The organism is Arthrobacter sp. 10N43 (genome assembly GCF_056394525.1).
This window is the reverse complement of record NZ_JBFTIA010000003.1, coordinates 400668-418996: the sequence shown is the minus strand read 5'-3', so window position 1 is coordinate 418996 and position 18329 is coordinate 400668. Positions and strand designations below refer to the sequence as shown.

The 18329-nt window shown below is 68.9% G+C and carries 18 protein-coding genes; 14 read left to right on the top strand and 4 right to left on the bottom strand.

Annotated features, from left to right (window positions below; all coding sequences use genetic code 11):
• The first annotated feature begins 55 nt into the window (after positions 1–55).
• The 5 genes from AC1DDO_RS06790 to AC1DDO_RS06770 are packed head-to-tail and all read left to right on the top strand — an operon-like array spanning position 56 to position 8215.
• On the top strand, positions 56–3766 hold the full coding sequence (locus AC1DDO_RS06790) for a nitrate reductase subunit alpha (protein WP_476866942.1): 3711 nt from the start codon (positions 56–58) through the stop codon (positions 3764–3766).
• Positions 3766–5466 (top strand): nitrate reductase subunit beta, encoded by a 1701-nt coding sequence (narH, locus tag AC1DDO_RS06785; RefSeq protein ID WP_476866943.1) that lies wholly within the window; start codon positions 3766–3768, stop codon positions 5464–5466. Before AC1DDO_RS06790 ends, narH begins: the two co-directional genes overlap by 1 nt.
• Positions 5463–6083 (top strand): nitrate reductase molybdenum cofactor assembly chaperone, encoded by a 621-nt coding sequence (narJ, locus tag AC1DDO_RS06780; RefSeq protein WP_476866944.1) that lies wholly within the window; start codon positions 5463–5465, stop codon positions 6081–6083. Before narH ends, narJ begins: the two co-directional genes overlap by 4 nt.
• A gap of 2 nt (positions 6084–6085) precedes the next feature.
• The gene (gene narI, locus AC1DDO_RS06775; protein WP_476866945.1) at positions 6086–6931 is read left to right on the top strand and encodes a respiratory nitrate reductase subunit gamma; all 846 of its coding nucleotides are present in this window, start codon (positions 6086–6088) and stop codon (positions 6929–6931) included.
• A gap of 60 nt (positions 6932–6991) precedes the next feature.
• The gene (locus AC1DDO_RS06770; RefSeq protein ID WP_476866946.1) at positions 6992–8215 is read left to right on the top strand and encodes an MFS transporter; all 1224 of its coding nucleotides are present in this window, start codon (positions 6992–6994) and stop codon (positions 8213–8215) included.
• Between the two features lie 24 nt (positions 8216–8239).
• Here AC1DDO_RS06770 and AC1DDO_RS06765 read toward each other — a convergent pair whose 3' ends face one another.
• A complete protein-coding gene (locus AC1DDO_RS06765) occupies positions 8240–9574 on the bottom strand; it encodes a DUF445 domain-containing protein (RefSeq protein WP_476866947.1) in 1335 nt (444 codons plus the stop codon).
• Positions 9575–9624: 50 nt separating this feature from the next.
• Here AC1DDO_RS06765 and AC1DDO_RS06760 point away from each other — a divergent pair, with 50 nt between their 5' ends.
• The 5 genes from AC1DDO_RS06760 to AC1DDO_RS06740 all read left to right on the top strand — a co-directional run bounded on the left by AC1DDO_RS06760 (position 9625) and on the right by AC1DDO_RS06740 (position 12564).
• Positions 9625–10524: a glycerophosphodiester phosphodiesterase gene (locus tag AC1DDO_RS06760; RefSeq protein WP_476866948.1), complete on the top strand. Its 900-nt coding sequence runs from the start codon at positions 9625–9627 to the stop codon at positions 10522–10524.
• A 108-nt stretch (positions 10525–10632) separates the two neighbouring features.
• Positions 10633–11079 (top strand): DoxX family protein, encoded by a 447-nt coding sequence (locus AC1DDO_RS06755; protein ID WP_476866949.1) that lies wholly within the window; start codon positions 10633–10635, stop codon positions 11077–11079.
• The gene (locus tag AC1DDO_RS06750; protein WP_476866950.1) at positions 11040–11867 is read left to right on the top strand and encodes an AzlC family ABC transporter permease; all 828 of its coding nucleotides are present in this window, start codon (positions 11040–11042) and stop codon (positions 11865–11867) included. Before AC1DDO_RS06755 ends, AC1DDO_RS06750 begins: the two co-directional genes overlap by 40 nt.
• The gene (locus AC1DDO_RS06745; protein WP_441408169.1) at positions 11864–12175 is read left to right on the top strand and encodes an AzlD domain-containing protein; all 312 of its coding nucleotides are present in this window, start codon (positions 11864–11866) and stop codon (positions 12173–12175) included. Before AC1DDO_RS06750 ends, AC1DDO_RS06745 begins: the two co-directional genes overlap by 4 nt.
• Before the next feature lie 104 nt (positions 12176–12279).
• On the top strand, positions 12280–12564 hold the full coding sequence (locus AC1DDO_RS06740; RefSeq protein ID WP_476866951.1) for a hypothetical protein: 285 nt from the start codon (positions 12280–12282) through the stop codon (positions 12562–12564).
• Positions 12565–12580: 16 nt separating this feature from the next.
• Here the strand turns inward: AC1DDO_RS06740 and AC1DDO_RS06735 are convergent, their stop codons facing one another.
• Positions 12581–13213, bottom strand: coding sequence for a TetR/AcrR family transcriptional regulator (locus tag AC1DDO_RS06735; RefSeq protein WP_441408167.1), 633 nt, complete (start codon positions 13211–13213; stop codon positions 12581–12583).
• Between the two features lie 175 nt (positions 13214–13388).
• On the opposite strand from AC1DDO_RS06735, the gene AC1DDO_RS06730 reads away from it, so the two are divergent.
• The 3 genes from AC1DDO_RS06730 (at position 13389) to AC1DDO_RS06720 (ending at position 14877) form a co-directional block, all read left to right on the top strand.
• Positions 13389–13751, top strand: coding sequence for a thiamine-binding protein (locus tag AC1DDO_RS06730; protein ID WP_476866952.1), 363 nt, complete (start codon positions 13389–13391; stop codon positions 13749–13751).
• Positions 13752–13833: 82 nt separating this feature from the next.
• Positions 13834–14511 (top strand): O-methyltransferase, encoded by a 678-nt coding sequence (locus AC1DDO_RS06725; protein WP_476866953.1) that lies wholly within the window; start codon positions 13834–13836, stop codon positions 14509–14511.
• A 147-nt stretch (positions 14512–14658) separates the two neighbouring features.
• Positions 14659–14877, top strand: coding sequence for a three-helix bundle dimerization domain-containing protein (locus AC1DDO_RS06720; protein WP_476866954.1), 219 nt, complete (start codon positions 14659–14661; stop codon positions 14875–14877).
• 154 nt (positions 14878–15031) lie between these two features.
• On the opposite strand, the gene AC1DDO_RS06715 is transcribed toward AC1DDO_RS06720, so the two are convergent.
• Both AC1DDO_RS06715 and AC1DDO_RS06710 read right to left on the bottom strand, forming a co-directional pair.
• The gene (locus AC1DDO_RS06715; RefSeq protein WP_476866955.1) at positions 15032–16039 is read right to left on the bottom strand and encodes a zinc-dependent alcohol dehydrogenase family protein; all 1008 of its coding nucleotides are present in this window, start codon (positions 16037–16039) and stop codon (positions 15032–15034) included.
• Between the two features lie 53 nt (positions 16040–16092).
• Complete coding sequence (locus tag AC1DDO_RS06710; protein ID WP_476866956.1) at positions 16093–17151, bottom strand: universal stress protein; 1059 nt, start codon at positions 17149–17151, stop codon at positions 16093–16095.
• A 231-nt stretch (positions 17152–17382) separates the two neighbouring features.
• On the opposite strand from AC1DDO_RS06710, the gene AC1DDO_RS06705 reads away from it, so the two are divergent.
• Positions 17383–18324, top strand: a complete 942-nt coding sequence (locus AC1DDO_RS06705; RefSeq protein ID WP_476866957.1) for a spermidine synthase — start codon at positions 17383–17385, stop codon at positions 18322–18324.
• Positions 18325–18329 lie beyond the last annotated feature (5 nt).

Here is an 18329-nt window from a genome sequence, read left to right as displayed (position 1 = left end):
CACCCAGTGTCATAAGGCCCTATCTAGCCCGGAAAGTGCCTCATAGCTTGAAGGCATGACTGCCGGAGGCGCCGCGGGGTTGGACGGACCCGCCTCGGATGCAATGTTGAAGCTGGGCCGATTTTTCACGAAATGGGACCAGACCGGCGACGGCAGGGCGGTGTTCCGGGAAGGCGGCCGCAAGGGCGACATCTTCTACCGGGACCGCTGGAGCCACGACAAGGTGGTCCGGTCAACGCACGGGGTGAACTGCACCGGCTCCTGCTCCTGGAAGGTGTACGTCAAGGACGGCATCATCACCTGGGAATCCCAGCAGACCGACTACCCGTCGGTGGGTCCGGACAGCCCGGAGTACGAGCCGCGGGGCTGCCCGCGCGGGGCGGCCTTCTCCTGGTACACCTATTCGCCCACCCGGGTGCGCTTTCCCTATGCGCGCGGAGTCCTGATCGAGTTGTACCGAGAGGCAAAGGCCCGGCTGGGTGACCCGGTGCTGGCCTTTGCCGACGTCGTGGGGGACCCGGAACGGCGCCGCCGCTACCAACAGGCGCGGGGAAAGGGCGGCCTGGTGCGCGTCTCCTGGCAGGAGGCGATCGAAATCGCCGCCGCAGCGCACGTGCACACCATCAAGGCCTACGGTCCGGACCGCTGCGCCGGCTTCTCGCCCATCCCGGCCATGTCTATGGTCTCGCACGCCGTAGGGACCCGATTCATCCAGCTGATCGGCGGGGTGATGACGTCCTTCTACGACTGGTACGCGGACCTGCCCGTGGCCAGCCCACAGGTGTTCGGGGACCAGACCGACGTCCCGGAATCGGGTGACTGGTGGGACGCCGGGTATCTGATGATGTGGGGCTCCAACGTCCCGGTGACCCGCACCCCGGACGCGCACTGGATGGCCGAGGTGCGGTACCGCGGCACCAAGGTGGTCACGGTCAGCCCGGACTATGCGGACAACACGAAGTTCGCCGACGAATGGCTCCCCGCCCAGGCCGGAACGGACGCCGCACTGGCGATGGCCATGGGGCACGTGATGCTCAAGGAATTCTTCGTCGACCGCGAGGTGCCGTTCTTCGCCGACTACGTCCGCCAGTACACCGACCTGCCGTTCCTGGTCCGGCTCGAACGGCGCGACGACGGCTCCCTCACCCCGTCGAAGTTCCTCACCGCGAAGGACCTCCCGCTGGACTCCGGGGCCGAGGACGCGGCCTTCCGCACCGTCCTGTTCGACAAGAAGACCGGCCTGCCGGCCGTCCCCAACGGCTCCATGGGGTTCCGCTACTCCGGCAGCGGCGAGGGCAAATGGAATCTGGACCTTGAGGGAATCGAGCCCGCACTGTCCCTCCGCGAGGTCTCCGGGGACAGCGCGGAGATCCTGCTGCCGTGCTTCGAGGACGCCGACGGGGCCGGCAGCGTGCTGAAGCGCGGCGTGCCGGTCCTCGAGGTGGAGGGCCAGCTGGTCACCACCGTGTTCGACCTCATGCTGGCCCAGTACGGGGTCGGCCGCCACGGGCTGCCGGGGGAGTGGGCCGCCGGCTACGAGGACGCCTCGACGCCCTACACCCCGGCCTGGCAGGAGGAAATCACCTCCGTCCCGGCGCAGGCCTGCATCCGGGTGGCCCGGGAATTCGCCCGCAACGCCGAACAGTCCAAGGGCCGGTCCATGATCATCATGGGTGCCGGGATCTGCCAGTGGTTCCACGGCGACACCACCTACCGGGCCGTGCTTGCCCTCGTGATGCTGACCGGCTGCATGGGCCGCAACGGCGGCGGCTGGGCGCACTACGTCGGCCAGGAAAAGACGCGCCCGGCCACCGGCTGGGTCTCGCTGGCCAATGCGCTGGACTGGTCCCGGCCGCCGCGGACCATGATCGGCACCGGCTACTGGTACATGCACACGGACCAATGGCGGCAGGACGGCTACTCCGCCGACGCACTGAAGTCCCCGCTCTCCACCGGAAGCCTGGACGGCATGCACACCGCCGACGCGCTGGCCCAGTCCGCACGGCTGGGCTGGATGCCGTTCTACCCGCAGTTCGACCGGAACCCGCTGGACCTCGCGGACGAGGCGGAAGCCGCCGTCGCCGCCGGCACCGCGAAGGACACTCCCGGCTACATCGCGGACGCCCTGAAGAACCGCACCCTGAATCCGGCGATCGAGGACGTGGACGCCCCGGAAAACTGGCCGCGGACCCTCGTGCTGTGGCGCTCCAACCTGTTCGGCTCCTCGGCCAAGGGCAACGAGTACTTCCTGCGGAACCTGCTGGGCACCCACAACAACGTCCTGGGCCCGGACCATGCCGACGGGCTCAAACCCAAGGACGTGAAATGGCACGAGCAGGCGCCGGAAGGGAAACTGGACCTCCTGGTCTCCGCCGACTTCCGGATGACCTCCACCACGCTGCTGTCCGACGTCGTGTTCCCGGCCGCCACCTGGTACGAGAAGCACGATCTGTCCTCCACCGACATGCACCCGTTCGTGCACGCCTTCAGCCCCGCAATCGACCCGCCGTGGGAGACCAAAACGGACTTCGACGCCTTCCACCTTCTCGCCCAGGAGTTCTCCAGGCAGGCCAAAACGCACCTGGGCGTCCGCCGGGACCTGGTGAGCGTGCCGCTGCAGCATGACACCCCCGGCCAGCTCGCCCAGCCGGGCGGGATCGTCCGGGACTGGCGGGACATGTCCATTCCCGCGGTCCCGGGCCAGAACATGCCCATTTTTTCCGTGGTGGAACGGGACTACACCGCCATCGCGGACAAGCTGGCGGCCGTCGGGCCGCTGGCCGACAAACTGGGCTTCACGGTCAAGAACGTCACGTACAAACTTGCCGGACCGCTGGAGAGGCTCAGCCGCTCGAACGGGGTGATGCTCGGCGGCGCCGCGGACGGCCGCCCCGCGATCGACACCGACGCGAAGATGGCGGAGGCCATCCTGGCTTTCTCCGGCACGACGAATGGCGCGCTGTCCGTGCAGGGCTTCAAGGACCTGGAGATCCGCACCGGGAGGAAGCTCGCGGACCTGGCCGAGGGTTCCGAGGAAAAATTCATCACGTTCGCCCAGACCCAGGCCGCCCCGGTCCCGGTGATCACCTCGCCGGAATGGTCCGGCTCCGAGACCGGCGGCCGGCGCTACGCACCGTTCACCATCAACATCGAGCGGCTCAAGCCCTTCCACACGCTGACCGGGCGGATGCACTTCTTCCTCGACCACGACTGGATCCGGGACATCGGCGAGGCCCTGCCGCTCTACCGGCCGCCGCTGGACATGCACCGGCTCTTCGGCGAGCCCAGGCTCGGCCAGGGCGGGTCAATGGAGGTGGTGGTCCGCTACCTGACCCCGCACTCCAAGTGGTCCATCCATTCCGAATACCAGGACAACCTGCTCATGCTTTCGCTCTCCCGCGGCGGCCCGACCGTCTGGATGAGCCCGGCGGACGCGGCGGCCATCGAGGTCAAGGACAACGACTGGGTGGAGTGCCTGAACATCAACGGCGTCCTGGTGGCCCGGGCGATCGTCAGCCACCGGATGCCGGCGGGCGTGGTCTACGTCCACCACGCGCAGGAACGCACCATCGACGTGCCGAAGTCTGAGGCCACCGGCCGGCGCGGGGGCATCCACAACTCCGTGACCCGGCTGCTGGTCAAACCCTCGCACCTGATCGGCGGCTACGCCCAGCTGGCCTACGCGTTCAACTACCTCGGCCCCACCGGAAACCAGCGCGACATGGTGGCCACCGTCCGGCGTCGTTCCCAGGAGGTGCAGTACTGATGCGTGTCATGGCTCAAATGGGCATGGTCATGAACCTGGACAAATGCATTGGCTGCCACACCTGTTCGGTGACCTGCAAGCAGGCCTGGACCAACCGTGCGGGCACCGAATACGTCTGGTTCAACAACGTCGAAACCCGCCCCGGCCAGGGGTATCCGCGCCGCTACGAGGACCAGGACAAGTGGCGCGGGGGCTGGGTGCTGAACAAACACGGCAAGCTGGTCCTCAAGGCCGGCGGCCGGGTGAAGAAGCTGCTCGGAATCTTCGCCAGCCCGGTCCAGCCCGAGCTCAAGGACTACTACGAGCCGTGGACCTACGACTACAAGACCCTTGTGGACGCTCCGCTGGGCGATGATTTCCCGGTGGCCCGGCCGAAGTCCCTGATCACCGGGGAGGACACCAAGATCACCTGGTCCGCGAACTGGGATGATGACCTGGGCGGTTCCGCCGAGAACGGTCACCTGGACCCGATCGTGGAGAAAGTCCGGCGGGAGTCCGAGGACAAGATCAAGTTCGCCTACGAGCAGACCTTCATGTTCTACCTGCCGCGGATCTGCGAGCACTGCCTGAACCCGTCCTGCATGGCCTCTTGCCCATCGGGAGCGATCTACAAGCGGGTGGAGGACGGTATTGTCCTGGTGGACCAGGACAAATGCCGCGGCTGGCGCCAGTGCGTCACGGGCTGCCCGTACAAGAAGATCTACTTCAACCACAAGACCGGCAAGGCCGAAAAATGCACCTTCTGCTACCCGCGCGTGGAGGTGGGGCTGCCCACGGTCTGCTCGGAAACCTGCGTGGGCCGGCTGAGGTACCTGGGATTGTTCCTGTACGACGCCGACGCGGTCACCGGCGCTGCCGCCGTCACGGACCCCCGGGACCTCTACGACGCCCAGATGGACGTGCTCCTGGACCCGGACGACCCTTCCGTCCAGGCCGAGGCCCGCGCTCAGGGCATCCCGGAGGACTGGATCGACGCCGCCCGGCGCTCGCCGGTCTACGCCCTGGCCAAGGTCTACAAGGTGGCGCTGCCGCTGCACCCGGAATACCGGACCATGCCGATGGTCTGGTACGTGCCGCCGCTCTCGCCCGTGGTGGACCTGCTGCGCGACCAGGGACACGACGGCGAGGACGCCGGCAACCTGTTCGGCGCCATCGACGCGCTGCGCATCCCGGTGGAATACCTCGCCGAACTCTTCACCGCCGGCGACGCGGACCGGGTCACCGCGGTGCTGAAGAAGCTGGCGGCGATGCGCTCCTTCATGCGCGGCATCAGCCTCGGCAACGACCCCGACGACTCCATCCCCGAGGCCGTGGGCATGGACAGCCAGACCATGTACGAGATGTACCGGCTGATGGCCATCGCCAAGTATGACGAGCGCTACGTCATCCCCAAGGCCCATGTGGAGCAGGCCCACGACCTCGAGGAGATGGGCTGTTCCCTCGATTTCGAGGGCGGACCGGGCATGCAGGATTCCGCCCCGTTCGGCGAGGCCAGCGGCCGGCCCGTCCCGGTGGCTGTGGAGACCTTCAACGCCCTCCGCGACCGGCAGACCTCCGGCTCCGCGCCCGGCGAGTCCACCCTGCGCGGCAGGGTGAACCTGCTGAACTGGGACGGCACCGGTGCGCCCTCCGGGCTCTTCCCTCCTCCAACTAAGCCCGCTGGTTCCGCGGCGGTCCCTCCGGAGGGGGAGCAGCCATGACCCGCCGCCAGCAGATCCTCTACCTCGCCGCAGCGTGGTGCCTGTCCTACCCGGATGAGGAACTGATCGGCCGGGTCCCGGTGATGCGGGCCGCGCTGGCCGAGTTTCCGGGGGCCGCGGCGGACTTCGCGGAAGTCCTGGACCTGTTGGAGTCCACGCCGCCGATGCAGCTCCAGGCCCACTATGTGCGCGAGTTCGACCTCGGCAAGCGGCACGCCCTGCACCTGTCCTACTGGACGGACGGGGACACCCGGCGCCGCGGCGAGGTCCTGGGCAACTTCAAGAAGACCTACCGGCAAAGCGACATCCTGGTGGACACGCACGGCGAACTTCCGGACTACCTCCCGATGGTCCTCGAGTACGCGGCCCTGGTGGACCTCGCCGCCGGCCGCGAGCTGCTGACGCGCTTCCGGGCGAGCCTTGAGATGCTCCGCTTCGGGCTGCTGCGGGACGAGCTTCCGCACGCCCGGATCCTGCAGGCCATCTGTGCCACGCTGCCCGGGAAATCCCCGGCGGACGAGCAAGCCGTCATGCGGATGGCGGGCTACGGCCCGCCCACCGAGGCCGTGGGCCTGGACCCTTACGATCCGCGCCTGCTGCCCGTGAAAGGGGACTGACCATGCTGCCATCCGAAGCCGAGCCCGCATCCGCCGTCGAACTCTCCGCACTGGACATCCTGCTTTGGGGCGTGCTGCCGTACATCATGGTGGTGGTCCTTGTCGGCGGGCTGGTCTGGCGTTACAAATACGACCAGTTCGGCTGGACCACGAGATCCTCCCAGCTCTACGAGTCCAGGCTGCTGCGGATCGCATCCCCGCTGTTCCATTTCGGCCTGCTCGCCGTGATCGCCGGCCACTTCTTCGGTCTTGTCATTCCGATGGTGTGGACCCAGGCGGCAGGCATGAGCCAGGAGTTCTACCACTTCAACGCCCTGCTGGTGGGCGGTGTGGCCGGGGTGGGGACCCTGGGCGGGATTATCCTGCTGATCTACCGCCGCCGCACCACCGGGCCCGTCTTCATGGCCACCACCGGGAATGACAAGACCATGTACGTGGTGCTGACGGCGGCGATCGTCTTCGGCCTGTGGACCACGCTCGCCAGCGTCTTTGAGGGCGAACACGGGCACAATTACCGCGAGACCGTAGCCCCGTGGTTCCGCTCGCTGTTCATCTTCCAGCCCGACATCGCGGCCATGGCCGCGGCGCCGTTCTCCTTCCACCTGCACACCCTCGTAGGCATGGCGCTGTTCGTGATCTGGCCGTTCACCCGCCTGGTCCACGCCTTCACGGCACCGTTCCACTACCTCTTCCGTCCCTACATCGTCTACCGATCGCGGGACAGGGACACCGGCGGGGTCGGAGCCAAAGGGGCAGCCGGCTCCACAGGCGCCCGGAGCTCCACGGTCGCCACGCGGCGCGGCTGGTCCGCCGTCGGGACCCGGGACCGGGACACCAGGAACCGGTAGAACGGGCGCTATTTGGAGTGCGTTGGAAACCCGTATCGCTGAACTGAAAAGGAGACCATCGTGGCCGGAGCAGTGTCCCCGTCCGTCGCTGCCCCCGCCGGGCGGACGCTCAACCTGGTGCTCGCCACCTCGGCGTCGGTGGCGGGCTTCTGGGCCTGGAACTCCATCGCCACGCTGGGCTCGTACTACACCCTGAACCTGCACCTCAACCCGGCCACCACCGGGGTGCTCGTGGCCATGCCCGTGTTCGTGGGCTCGCTGGGGCGGATCGTCGTCGGCACCCTGACGGACAAGTACGGCGGACGCGTCATGTTCACGTTTGTCCTGCTGGCCTCCATCCTCCCGATCATGCTCGTGGCAGTGGGCGGCACCATCAACTCCTTCGCACTCGTGCTGGGCGCCGGGGTGCTGCTGGGGGTCGCCGGAACCGTCTTCGCCGTAGGGATCCCCTTCGTCAGTGCCTGGTACGAGCCCGCCCGGAGGGGCTTTGCCACCGGCGTCTTCGGCGCAGGCATGGGCGGAACGGCCCTGGCGGCCTTCCTGAACCCCCGGCTGGTCGCGAGCATCGGCTACTTTCCCACGCACGTGCTGATTGCCGCGATCCTGGCGGTCATGGCCGCCCTCGTCTGGTTCCGAATGAAGGAGGCACCGGGCTGGACCCGCAGCAACGCGCCCGTTATGCCCAAACTGGTCGACGCCGCGAAGACGCCGGTCACGTGGAAGTTGTGCTTCCTCTACGCCGTCCTCTTTGGCGGCTTCGTCTCTTTCGCCACGTATCTGCCCACCTACCTGCGGGATGTCTACAGCTTTGATCCCAGCGCGGCCGGCGCCCGCACCGCAGGATTTGCGCTTGCCGCCGTGCTGGCGCGGCCCCTGGGCGGGGTGCTGGCGGACAAGGTCGGGCCCAAACCCGTGGTGATCGTCGCGCTCGCCGGCGTCGCTGTGCTCGCCTGGGTGGTGAACCTGCAGCCCGACGGCGACGTCCCCGCCGGCCTGACGTTCGTCGCCATGGCTGCCGCGCTGGGTCTGGGCGCGGGTGGAGTGTTCGCCTGGGTGGGCGCGCTTGCGCCGCAGGGCAAAGTGGGCAGCATTAGCGGGGTGGTCAGCGCGGCCGGAGGCCTGGGCGGCTACTTCCCGCCGCTGATCATGGGTGCCACTTACGACGCCGCAGCGCACAGCTACGCGATCGGGCTGCTGCTGCTCGTGGTCACAGCGCTCGGGGCGCTGGCCTTCACGATCTTCGCCATGCAGGGCCGGACCAAGGCGAAGGTCGCGGCGGCCTGAACCGAGCCGCGAACCTGAAGGTAGCTAGCCGAACAGCAGGGTCGCCACCGTGAAGATGGCCAGCCCGGCCAGGGCGCCCACCACCGTGCCGTTGATCCGGATGAACTGCAGGTCCTTGCCGACCTGAAGTTCGATCTTCTGGGACGTTTCCTCGGCATCCCAGCGCGCCACGGTGTCCGTGATGACCCCGGCGATGTCCGAGCGGTAGGTCTTTACCAGGTAGCCCGCCGCGTCGCCGATCCAGGCGTTCACCTTGCCGGCGAGCTCGGGATCGACCACCAGCCGGGTGCCGAAGTCATGCACGGCGGCCTTGAATTTGACGGTCAGTTCGCTGTGCGGGTCATCGACGGCGCTGAGCAGGGCCGACTTGATGGTCTCCCAGGTGCGGGAGGCGAGTTCGCGGACCTCGGGATCACCGAGGACCTGCGCCTTGACGCCCTCGGCGCGGGCGATCATCACCGGGTCATGCTGCAGGTCCTGTGCGAGTTCCTTGAGGTACTTGTCGATCGACTGGCGGACCTGGTGGTTCGGATCTGACTGCACGGCGCGGGTGAACTTCAGGATCTCCACGTACACCTTGTCGCCCACCAGCCCGTCCACGAACGAGGGCACCCACGTCGGGGAACGGTCGGAGACCACCCTGTTGACCGTCTCCTGGTTGTCCCGGACCCAGTCCACGGTGCGGTCTACCAGCAAATCCACCAGCGCGTGGTGATGGCCGTCGGCGAAGATCCGCTCCGCGAGCCGGCCAACGGGCGGCCCCCACGGCGGAGTGAGCAGGTGCTTGCGGACCATGGACTCGATCACGGCCTGGACGTCGTCGTCGTTCAAGACCTTGAACGCGCCGCGGATGACGGCGGCACCCTCCTTGGCGACGCGCTCCGGCCCGCCGGGGCTGGACAGCCACGCCCCGGCCTTGCGCGCAATGTCCGCGGACGCCAGCTTCTCCTTGACCACCTGTTCGGAGAGGAAGTTGGTCTCCACGAATTCGCCCAGCGAGGCCCCGATCTGGTCCTTGCGGCGCGGGATGATCGCCGTGTGCGGAATCTTGATTCCCATGGGGTACTTGAACAGGGCCGTGACGGCGAACCAGTCGGCGAGGGCGCCCACCATGCCGCCCTCGGCGGCGGCGCGGACGTATTCGAACCCCGGATACTGCTTCTGCAGGGCGAACGCGATGACGAAGATGACAGCCATGACAACCAGGAGCGAGAGCGCCAGGAGCTTCATCCGGCGCAGCGCCGCCGCCTTGTCGGCGTCGCTGGACGTGGCGGGCCGCCGCCCGGCGGGGCCGTCCGGAGTGCCGCCTGGACGGTCCGAGGCGCGGGTCGGGGCAGTTGGCTCAGTGTTCACCTGCATGAGCCCAGCCTAGTCCCGCCGGGGGCCCGGCAGTCCGCTAACGTGGCTCCATGACCACTGAGCAGTCCGCCGCCGCCCGTCCACTGGTCTATGCCCACCGGGGCTCCAGCGGGGCCTTCGCCGAGCACACCCGGGCCGCGTACCTGCAGGCAATCGCCGACGGCGCCGACGGGGTGGAGTGCGACGTCCACCTGACCCGGGACCAGCACCTTGTGCTGCTGCACGACTCCACCCTGGACCGCACCTCGGACGGCACCGGGCAGGTCGCGGACCGGACCCTGGATGAGCTCCGGCTGCTGGACTTCTCTTCGTGGAAGGGCGCCCGGATCCCGGAAACACACGGCGCCAAATCCGAGCAGTTCCTGACGCTGCCGGAATTGCTCGACATCCTGCGCGCGGCCGGCCGCCGGATCGGCCTGGCGATCGAGCTCAAACACCCCAGCCCGTTCCACCTCGGACTTGAGGACCGCGTCCTCGAGGTCCTGAGGAACGAGGGCTGGGACCCGGCGACGTCCATGCTGGAGAACATCAACGTTTCCTTCATGAGCTTTAGCCCCGACGCCGTGCGGCATCTGCTCGAGTCCGTGCCGGCAGAGGCCGTCTGCCAGCTCGTCGACGACGTCAACGTGGCGGAACTCCGTGAGGAACTGGGCCTCGGCGCCCTGACCGGCGGGGCACTGGCAAACGTCATGCGGGCCGCCCAGACCGAAGGCGAACGGATCCTGGACGCGGCCGAGGCAGGCATTGCCGGCCCCGGCATCGGCTACGTCCGCGCGCACACCGGGACCGTTGAGCGCTGGCTCGGTTCCGGTCTCCGGTTCCGCGTTTGGACCGTCGACGCCGCGGACGACGTCGAAAAGTGCCGGGAGCTTGGGGTCCAGGAGATCACCACCAACTGGCCGGCCCAGGTCTTGTCCCAGCTCATGGCGGACAGCCAGCCCCTTCGGTAAGCGTCCGGTCCGTCCGGCCCGTCCGGCCCTTCCGCGGGACGCCGTGTGGACGCCCCGCGGATCCCTTGTGGATTACGGACGGCGGGACCGCTGTGGTTGAGTGGTTGCATGCCATTTCGCTGGTCCGGCCGGGACCTCCAGACGCTGTCCGCGGCAGCGATGAGTGCGCTGCTGCTCACAAGCGCCGCCAAGCACTTCCGCGAGCCCGAATTCTTCCACCCGGTGGTTCCCGGCTACCTGTGCCGTGACGACTCCGGCGCGCAGCCCAACGGCCCCCTAGCCGTCCTGTCCCGCGAGGAATGGGTGGCAGCGAGCGGCCTGCTGGAAGCGGCCGCCGCCGTCGGGCTCCTGGTCCCGGCCACACGGAGGGCCGCCGCTGGCTGCGTCACAGCAATGTTCGCCGCGTTCCTCTCCGGCCACGTCGATGCACTGCTCACTGCCTACGGGCCGGAAGGCACGCCGCGCCGGCGGCGCGTGCATACGCTGCGGCTCCCGCTCCAGGCACCCCTCATCGCGTGGGCCTGGACCCTGACGAGGCGGACCCGGCGGCCGTGAAAATCCTGCAGTCGCCGGCGGTGCGGATCGGGTTGTCGATCAGCATTGCCACCGGTCTCTACGGCGTCTCCTTCGGCGCGCTGTCCGTCACCTCGGGCCTCGATTTCTGGCAGACCATGGCCCTGAGCCTGCTGCTGTTCAGCGGCGGCTCGCAGTTCGCCTTCATCGGCGTGGTGGCCGGAGGCGGGTCAGGCGTCGCCGCGATGAGCGCCGCGACGCTGCTCGGGATGCGCAACGGAATCTACGGCATGCAGATCAACGCCCTGCTGCAGCCGCGCGGGTGGCGCAGGTTTGCCGCGGCCCAACTGACCATCGACGAGTCCACCGCCACCAGCACCGGGCAGACTGACCCGGACGAGCAAAGGCGCGGTTTCTGGACCGCCGGCATCGGCGTCTTTGTCCTGTGGAACCTGTTCACGGCGCTCGGGGCGCTGGCCGGCGGGGCACTCGGGGATCCCAAGCAGTGGGGACTCGACGGCGCCGCCGTGGCTGCCTTCCTGGGCCTGCTCTGGCCGCGACTGAAGGGCAGGGAACCCGTGGCCATCGCGGTTGTCTGTGCGCTGGCCACTGTGCTGGCCGTGCCGTTCGTACCCCCGGGAGTACCGATCCTGGTCGCCGCCGTGGTCGCCGCCGGAATTGGCTGGTTCAGCCACGGCCGCAGCGACGAGGGCCTGGAACCGGACGTCGATCCCTATGCGGAGGACCACTCACACCACCACGATGCGACCGGCGACCATCACGGACACCGCGGTGAACAGCCCGGACACCGCCCTGGAGGTGGCGCATGAACCTTTGGATGTGGCTGCTGCTCTCCTGCCTGCTCGCCTACGCCTGGAAGCTGCTCGGATACCTGGTACCGGCCAGCCTGCTCCAGAACCCGCGGATGTCCAGGATCGCCGGAACCATGACGATTGGGCTGCTGGCGTCCCTGACAGTGGTCAACGCCGTCGCCTCGGGCCAGTCGCTCGTCCTGGACGCGCGGCTGGGCGCATTGGCCGCTGCGGGCATCGCCTTGTGGTTCCGGGCACCGTTCCTGGTGGTGGTGATCGCCGGCGCGGCGGCAGCGGCCGGGCTCCGGCTGCTGGGCTGGAACTGACCGGTTTCCTCCGCCCCTGCCTGCGCGGCGGCACCCCCGGCAGGTGTAGCCGGCATGGTCTTTAGTCCCTACTTGCCACCGGGCACGCGTGGGAGCATTCGACCATGAGCGAACATGACGGCGGGCAGGACGCTGCGGCCAAAAACGCCGCCGACCCGGAGGCTGCCGGGGACGCTGCTGCCGACCAGGACGCTGCGGACCAGGACGCTGCCGACCAGGACGCTGCGGGGCCGCGTAAGGATCAGCGCGCCAAGCAGCACGAGCCGTTTGATTCCGGCGGGGCCGAGTCCACGAGGGAAATGCGCGAGGTGTCCCGCCGCCGTCGGGACGCCGAAGGGAAGCTGCAGCAGCACCTTCAAGAGGCCAAGGAAAAGCCGGCCGAAGACTAGCGACGGCCGAAAGCGGCTAGCCGAGAACGGCGTCGAACGCGGTGCCCGGCAGCGGTGCCTGCGGCGGCAACGCCCGGTCCGGCCGCTCCGTCCGGATGGCGTCCTCAACCAGCGCAACGGGCCGCCGCCACGCGTCAGAGCCGGGCTCCATCGTGTCCACGACGCCGATCAGCATGGCCAGCAGGCGGATCATGTCCGTCATGGAAATATCGCTGCGCAGGGTGCCCTGGCCCTGGCCGCGGCCCAGCAGCACGGCGATGGACTCAATCAGCCCGCCCGTGATGCCGGTCAGCAGCCCGCGCCGGCCGGCGACAGCCCCCAGGAGGTTGGCTTCCTCGCTGGCGACATGCATGGTGGCATCGATGACCCGGAAGAGTCCGGCAGCGGCGTCGGGATCGGCCAGGGCCTCATCGATGGCCGGATCCACCTGGAGCCGAAGCTGACGGTTCAGGGCCGCGAGCACCAGTTCTTCTTTGTCGGCGAAATTCCGGAAGAGCGTGGCCGGGCCCACGCCCGCGGTGACGGCAATGGTTTGCAGCGGCACGTCGGGGCCGTGTTCGCGGAAGCACTGCCGGGCTGCGGCGATGATTTTGTCCACGTTGCGCGCGGCGTCTGCGCGGAGCGGCCTGCCCTCTACTGCCCGGTTCATTTGCCTAGGTTAGCAACGCACGGCCTGCGCGAACCGGTTACCGGCGGGTAGTGATTAATGTGACGGATTCGGAGGCAAATCCGGGCGCCGCCGCCGGGGAATCCCGTGAAAGACTGATGCGGGACAGCCCGGAATTTCGGCCCCGCTGTCCGGACTGAGTGAAGGGAACCACTACATGCTGGTCGCATTCTCCGTAGCACCCTCCGGTGACCCCGCCAACGGGCTCGCGCCCGGCGACGCGTCGGTCCACGACGCCGTCGCAGCCGCTGTGCGGATTGTCCGGGAGTCCGGTCTGCCGAACCGGACGAGTTCGATGTTCACCGAGATCGAGGGGGAGTGGGACGAGGTCATGGACGTCGTCAAACGGGCCACGGATGCGGTGGGCGCCTACGGTTCCCGCGTCTCGCTGGTGCTCAAGGCGGACATCCGGCCCGGTTACAGCGGCGAGCTGACCGGCAAGGTGGAGCGGCTTGAAACCGCCATCGGCGGACAGGGCGGCGGATCCGTGCCGGACGTTTCAACCCAGCCCGGCACGTAAGGCCCGGTCCACGCCCAAAACCCGGACGGAAACCGCGCCCGGAGGCTACCGCCGGGCCCGGGCGGCTGGAACACTGGGGGACATGATCGAGCATCAGTCCACCCCCGGCTGGGTCGCCGTCGAGAACTTCCTCTCCGACGTCGTGGTCCGCCCGGACCCTGCGCTCAGGCGCGCCGTGACCACCGCCCTCGAAGCGGGCATGCCGCCTATCGAAGTGGCCCCCAACGCCGGCAAACTACTGAAGCTGCTGGTCCAGCTCTCCGGCGCCCGCCGCGTGCTGGAAATCGGCACATTGGCCGGCTTCAGCACCATCTGGATGGCCCAGGGACTGCCCGACGACGGCCGGCTGGTCACCTGCGAGTACCTCCCCGCGCACGCCCGCGTGGCACGCGCCAACGTCGACGCTGCCGGGCTGGGCCACAAGGTGGACATCCGGGTCGGCGCCGCGCTGGACACCCTGCACGAGCTTGAAAGCGAGGCCGGACCGCCCTTCGATTTCGTGTTCATCGACGCCGATAAGGAAAACAACCCCCACTACCTGGACTGGGCCATCCGGCTCGGCCGGCCCGGCACCACCATCGTGGTGGACAACGTCGTGTGGGAAGGTGCCGTGCTGGACGCGTCGATGGACCCGGTGAACGCTCCCGGGATCATCAGCGCACTCCAGATGATCGGCGACGACCCGCGGCTGGACGGCACCGTCATGCAGACCGTCGGCTCGAAAGGCTGGGACGGATTCGCCCTCGCCACGGTCCTCTAGCAGGCAAGAGACCCTCCGCTGGCGGGCACAGGATGGCCTGTTAGGGCCCTCCCTTCTGTCCGCCGGATCCTGCCGCCTGCCGCCGCCTGCCTGCCTGCCGCCTGAGGATTCATTGACGCTGGAACCTGGCCGCTCCACACTGAAGGAATGGATGCCGCGGAGAACGAGCCCAGCATTGATAAGGTTGTCGACCGCCTGGCTGCCCGGTTCCCGCACGTACCGCGGCCACACATTGCCGGAGTTGTCGGCGAGGAATTCGACGCCCTGAGCGCCGGCCGGATCAGGACATTCATACCCACGCTGGCCGAGCGCGGAGCCCGCGTGCGGCTCCAAAGCGAGTTCGGGATTAGGGCCGCCAGCGACTGACCAGCCGCGAATTCGCCGGATACCTGCCACATCGCCGGAACGTTCCGGCGAGCCCGCACCTCTCCGGCGATTTCGACGTCGGGGTCGTGGACGTCGGGGGCAGGTCGAGGGGCGCCGTGGGGCCTAGAGCGGGGTCGTCGAGGCAGACCGACGGCTACTCCGGATCCATGCGCAGCACGGCCGCACCCGTGATCCGGTCCTCCGCGAGGTCCAGCAGGGCCTGGTCCGCGGCCGAGAACGGGTACGCCACGGTGGTGGGGCGGAGCGGGATCTCGGCGGCGATCCGAAAGAACTCCTCGCCGTCTGCCCTGGTATTGGCCGTCACGCTGCGCAGCTGGCGCTCCTGGAAGAGCTCGTCGGAGTAGTGCAGCGGCGGGATGTCGCTCAGGTGGATGCCCGCGACGGCGAGCGTCCCGCCGCGGTCCAGGGCGCGGAGCGCAACCGGCACCAGCCCGCCTGCGGGGGCAAAGAGGATCGCGGCGTCCAGCGGATCCGGCGGCTCCTCCTCGGCCCCGCCGGCGAACGTCGCGCCCAAGATGAGTGCCAGCTTGCGCGCATCCTCGGACCGGGTCATGACGTACACCCGTGCACCGCGGTAAAGGGCGATCTGGGCGGCCAGATGCGCGGAACCACCGAAACCATAGATGCCCAGCCGGCCGCCGATCGGCAGCTCCGCCCGGCTCAGCGCACGGTAGCCGATGATGCCTGCGCACAGGAGCGGCGCGGCCTCCTCGTCGCTGAACGCGTCCGGAATCCGGTAGGCGAAGTTCTCGGCCACCGTAATGAGCTCGGCGTACCCGCCGTCGCGGTCCCAGCCGGTAAACGTGGGGGACAGGCAGAGGTTCTCCTGTCCGCGCAAACAAAACCGGCACGCGCCGCATGTACCGCCCAGCCAGGCCACCCCCACGCGTTCGCCGAGGCCGAACCTGGCCGCCCCCGGGCCGTTCCCGATCACCTCGCCCACAACCTCGTGGCCCGGGATGATCCCCGGATGCCGCGGCGCGAGGTCGCCTTCGGCCAGGTGCAAGTCCGTGCGGCACACACCGCAGACCCGCACTTTCAGCAGGACTTCGCCGTGGCCCGGCACGGGGTCCGGGCGCTCGACGGCCACGAGGGGGCCGCTGGACATCGGCCCCGGAAGTCCAACTTGCCAGGCTCGCACCGCGGCCTCCTTCTCTGCAACCCGTGCAGTTCGAATCCGTTCGTTCGCGGCGGCTAGCGGGTCACCAGCACGTTGAAGCCCGCTTTGTGCAGCACCCCGGACACGGTGTTGCCGGGCCCGGCAAGGGGGCTGTGGGTCCCGAGCACCAGGACATCGGAGTAGGCCCCGGCGGCGAGCAGCTCCCGGGCGGCGCTATGGCCCTCGCGCAGGACCCCCGAAACCTCGATCCCGGAGCCCAGTCCGCGGGCCTCGTCGACGGCGTGGTCCAGCAACTCCTGGCCGTGGAGCGTGCCGTGGCGGCCGTGTTCTTCCCGGGCCCCTCCCCGCTGCGTAGCGACGTGGACCAGCTGCAGCGGTGCACCGAGGACGTCAGCGAGCCGGACAGCCTCGGCCACGGTGGCCGGGCTGCGGGGCGACGCATCAACTCCCACCACGACGAGGTGCCCGGGGCTGCGCCGACGCCGGACCACCATCACGGGGCAGGGCGCAGAGCCTGCCAGATCAAGACAGACCGAGCCGGCCACCTGGTCCAGGACAATGCCAAGGCCCCGGCTGCCGACCACCAGCAGCGTTGCGCCGCGGGCTGCATCGCGCAGAACGGGCGCCGGGAGTCCGGCTTCCATGACGCCGTTGACGTCGGGTCCCCAGCGTTCCTGCTCATGAGCGGGAACGGCAGGTTCGACGACGGGCGGCGAGACGCCGGCGGCGTTAGGGGCCGAGTCAGGGGGCGCTGCGTCGCCGCGTGCTGCTTCAGGACCTGCGGACGGGAGCGCCTGCCCGGGAATTGCGCCGGTCTTTGTGTCGGGATCCGCGACGCCGGACGCTTGTCCGGGGCGCGTGGCGCCGCCTGCCTCGAGAACCGCGGCGCGGGCCAGTTCGATGCCCTCGGCCAGGATGGCCTCCGCGGAGTGCCGCAGCCCGCTGCCGGCCACGCCCTTGACGGGGCCCAGGTTCTTGGTGAAGACCGGCCACACCCATGCGTGGACCACCAACAGGTCAAGCCCGGCGGCGGCCGCGTAGCCGGCGGCCCACTCAAGGGCGAGCTGGGCGGCCTCGGACCCGCCGTAGCCGACGGCCACGAGGCCGCCCTGCTTCCCTGCGGGTGCCGACATTTTCCCTCCCGGCTCGGCGGACGCACCCGTTGGCCCAGCACCACGTGCAGGCCCAGTACAACCCTGCTCCCCGGGAATGGCTAGGGGCTTTGGTCCCGCGGATTCTCCTCGTCCGGCGGTCCCGAAAGGGGAGCGGGGCGTTCCGACCGGCGGCGGGGACCGGGAAGCGGGCGCGGGGGCCGGCCTGCCGGTGAACTAGGGTTGAATCATGCACAATGCGGGGGATATCTGATGGCCAAGCGGGGCAGGGGGCGGGGCGCCGGGACCGCCGAGCCTGGTGTGGTGGAAGTGCCCAAGGGTTCCCGCCCGGCCGGTCCCGTGGCCGGGGTGTATTACATCGACACCGGGGACTGCGAGCTGATCCCGGACCAGGACAATTCCACCGGCTGGCTCCTGCGCATCAACGGCGTCATGAGCTCCCACATTGACCTCGCGGACCCGTTGTTCCTGGACTTCGAGTACATGCGCTGGATGGCCGCGCTGGTGGAGTCGCGCTGGCCCCGCGATTCAAAGCCCAAGCTGCGCGCCCTGCACCTGGGCGGCGGAGCATGCTCACTGGCCCGCTATTTCCACGCCGCCTACCCGGACGCCCGCCAGGTCGTGGTGGAGCTGGACGGCAAGCTTGCCGACTACGTCCGGGGCTGGTTTGACCTGCCCAAGGCCCCGCTGCTGCGCCTGCGCGTGGGAGAGGCCCGGGAAGTCACCGAGAGCCTGACACCGCAGACCCGGGACCTGATCATCCGCGACGTCTTCGCCGGCTCGCTAACCCCGCGGCCGCTCACCACCCGGGAATTCGCCGAACACGCCAAGCGCGTCCTGGCGCCGGGCGGAATCTATGTGGTGAACTCCGGCGACGCTCCGGACCTCAAGAATGCCCGCGAAGACGCCGCCACGATCGCGGACGCCTTTGCCCACACCGTGATCATCGCTGATCCGGCCATGCTCAAGGGCCGGCGCTACGGCAACATGGTCATGGCCGGCAGCGACCACCCGTTCGACGACGATCCCGCCCTCGCGCGCCGCCTGCTCGGCGGTGCGGTTCCCGCCCACATCTGGAACGACGGGAAGGTTCGGGCCTTCGCGGCCGGCGCCACCGTCCGCCGCGACCCGAAGCGCTTGATCCTGGAAGAGCCGGCGGCTGACACCACGGCTGACTCATCCACTGCCCCGTAACGGCC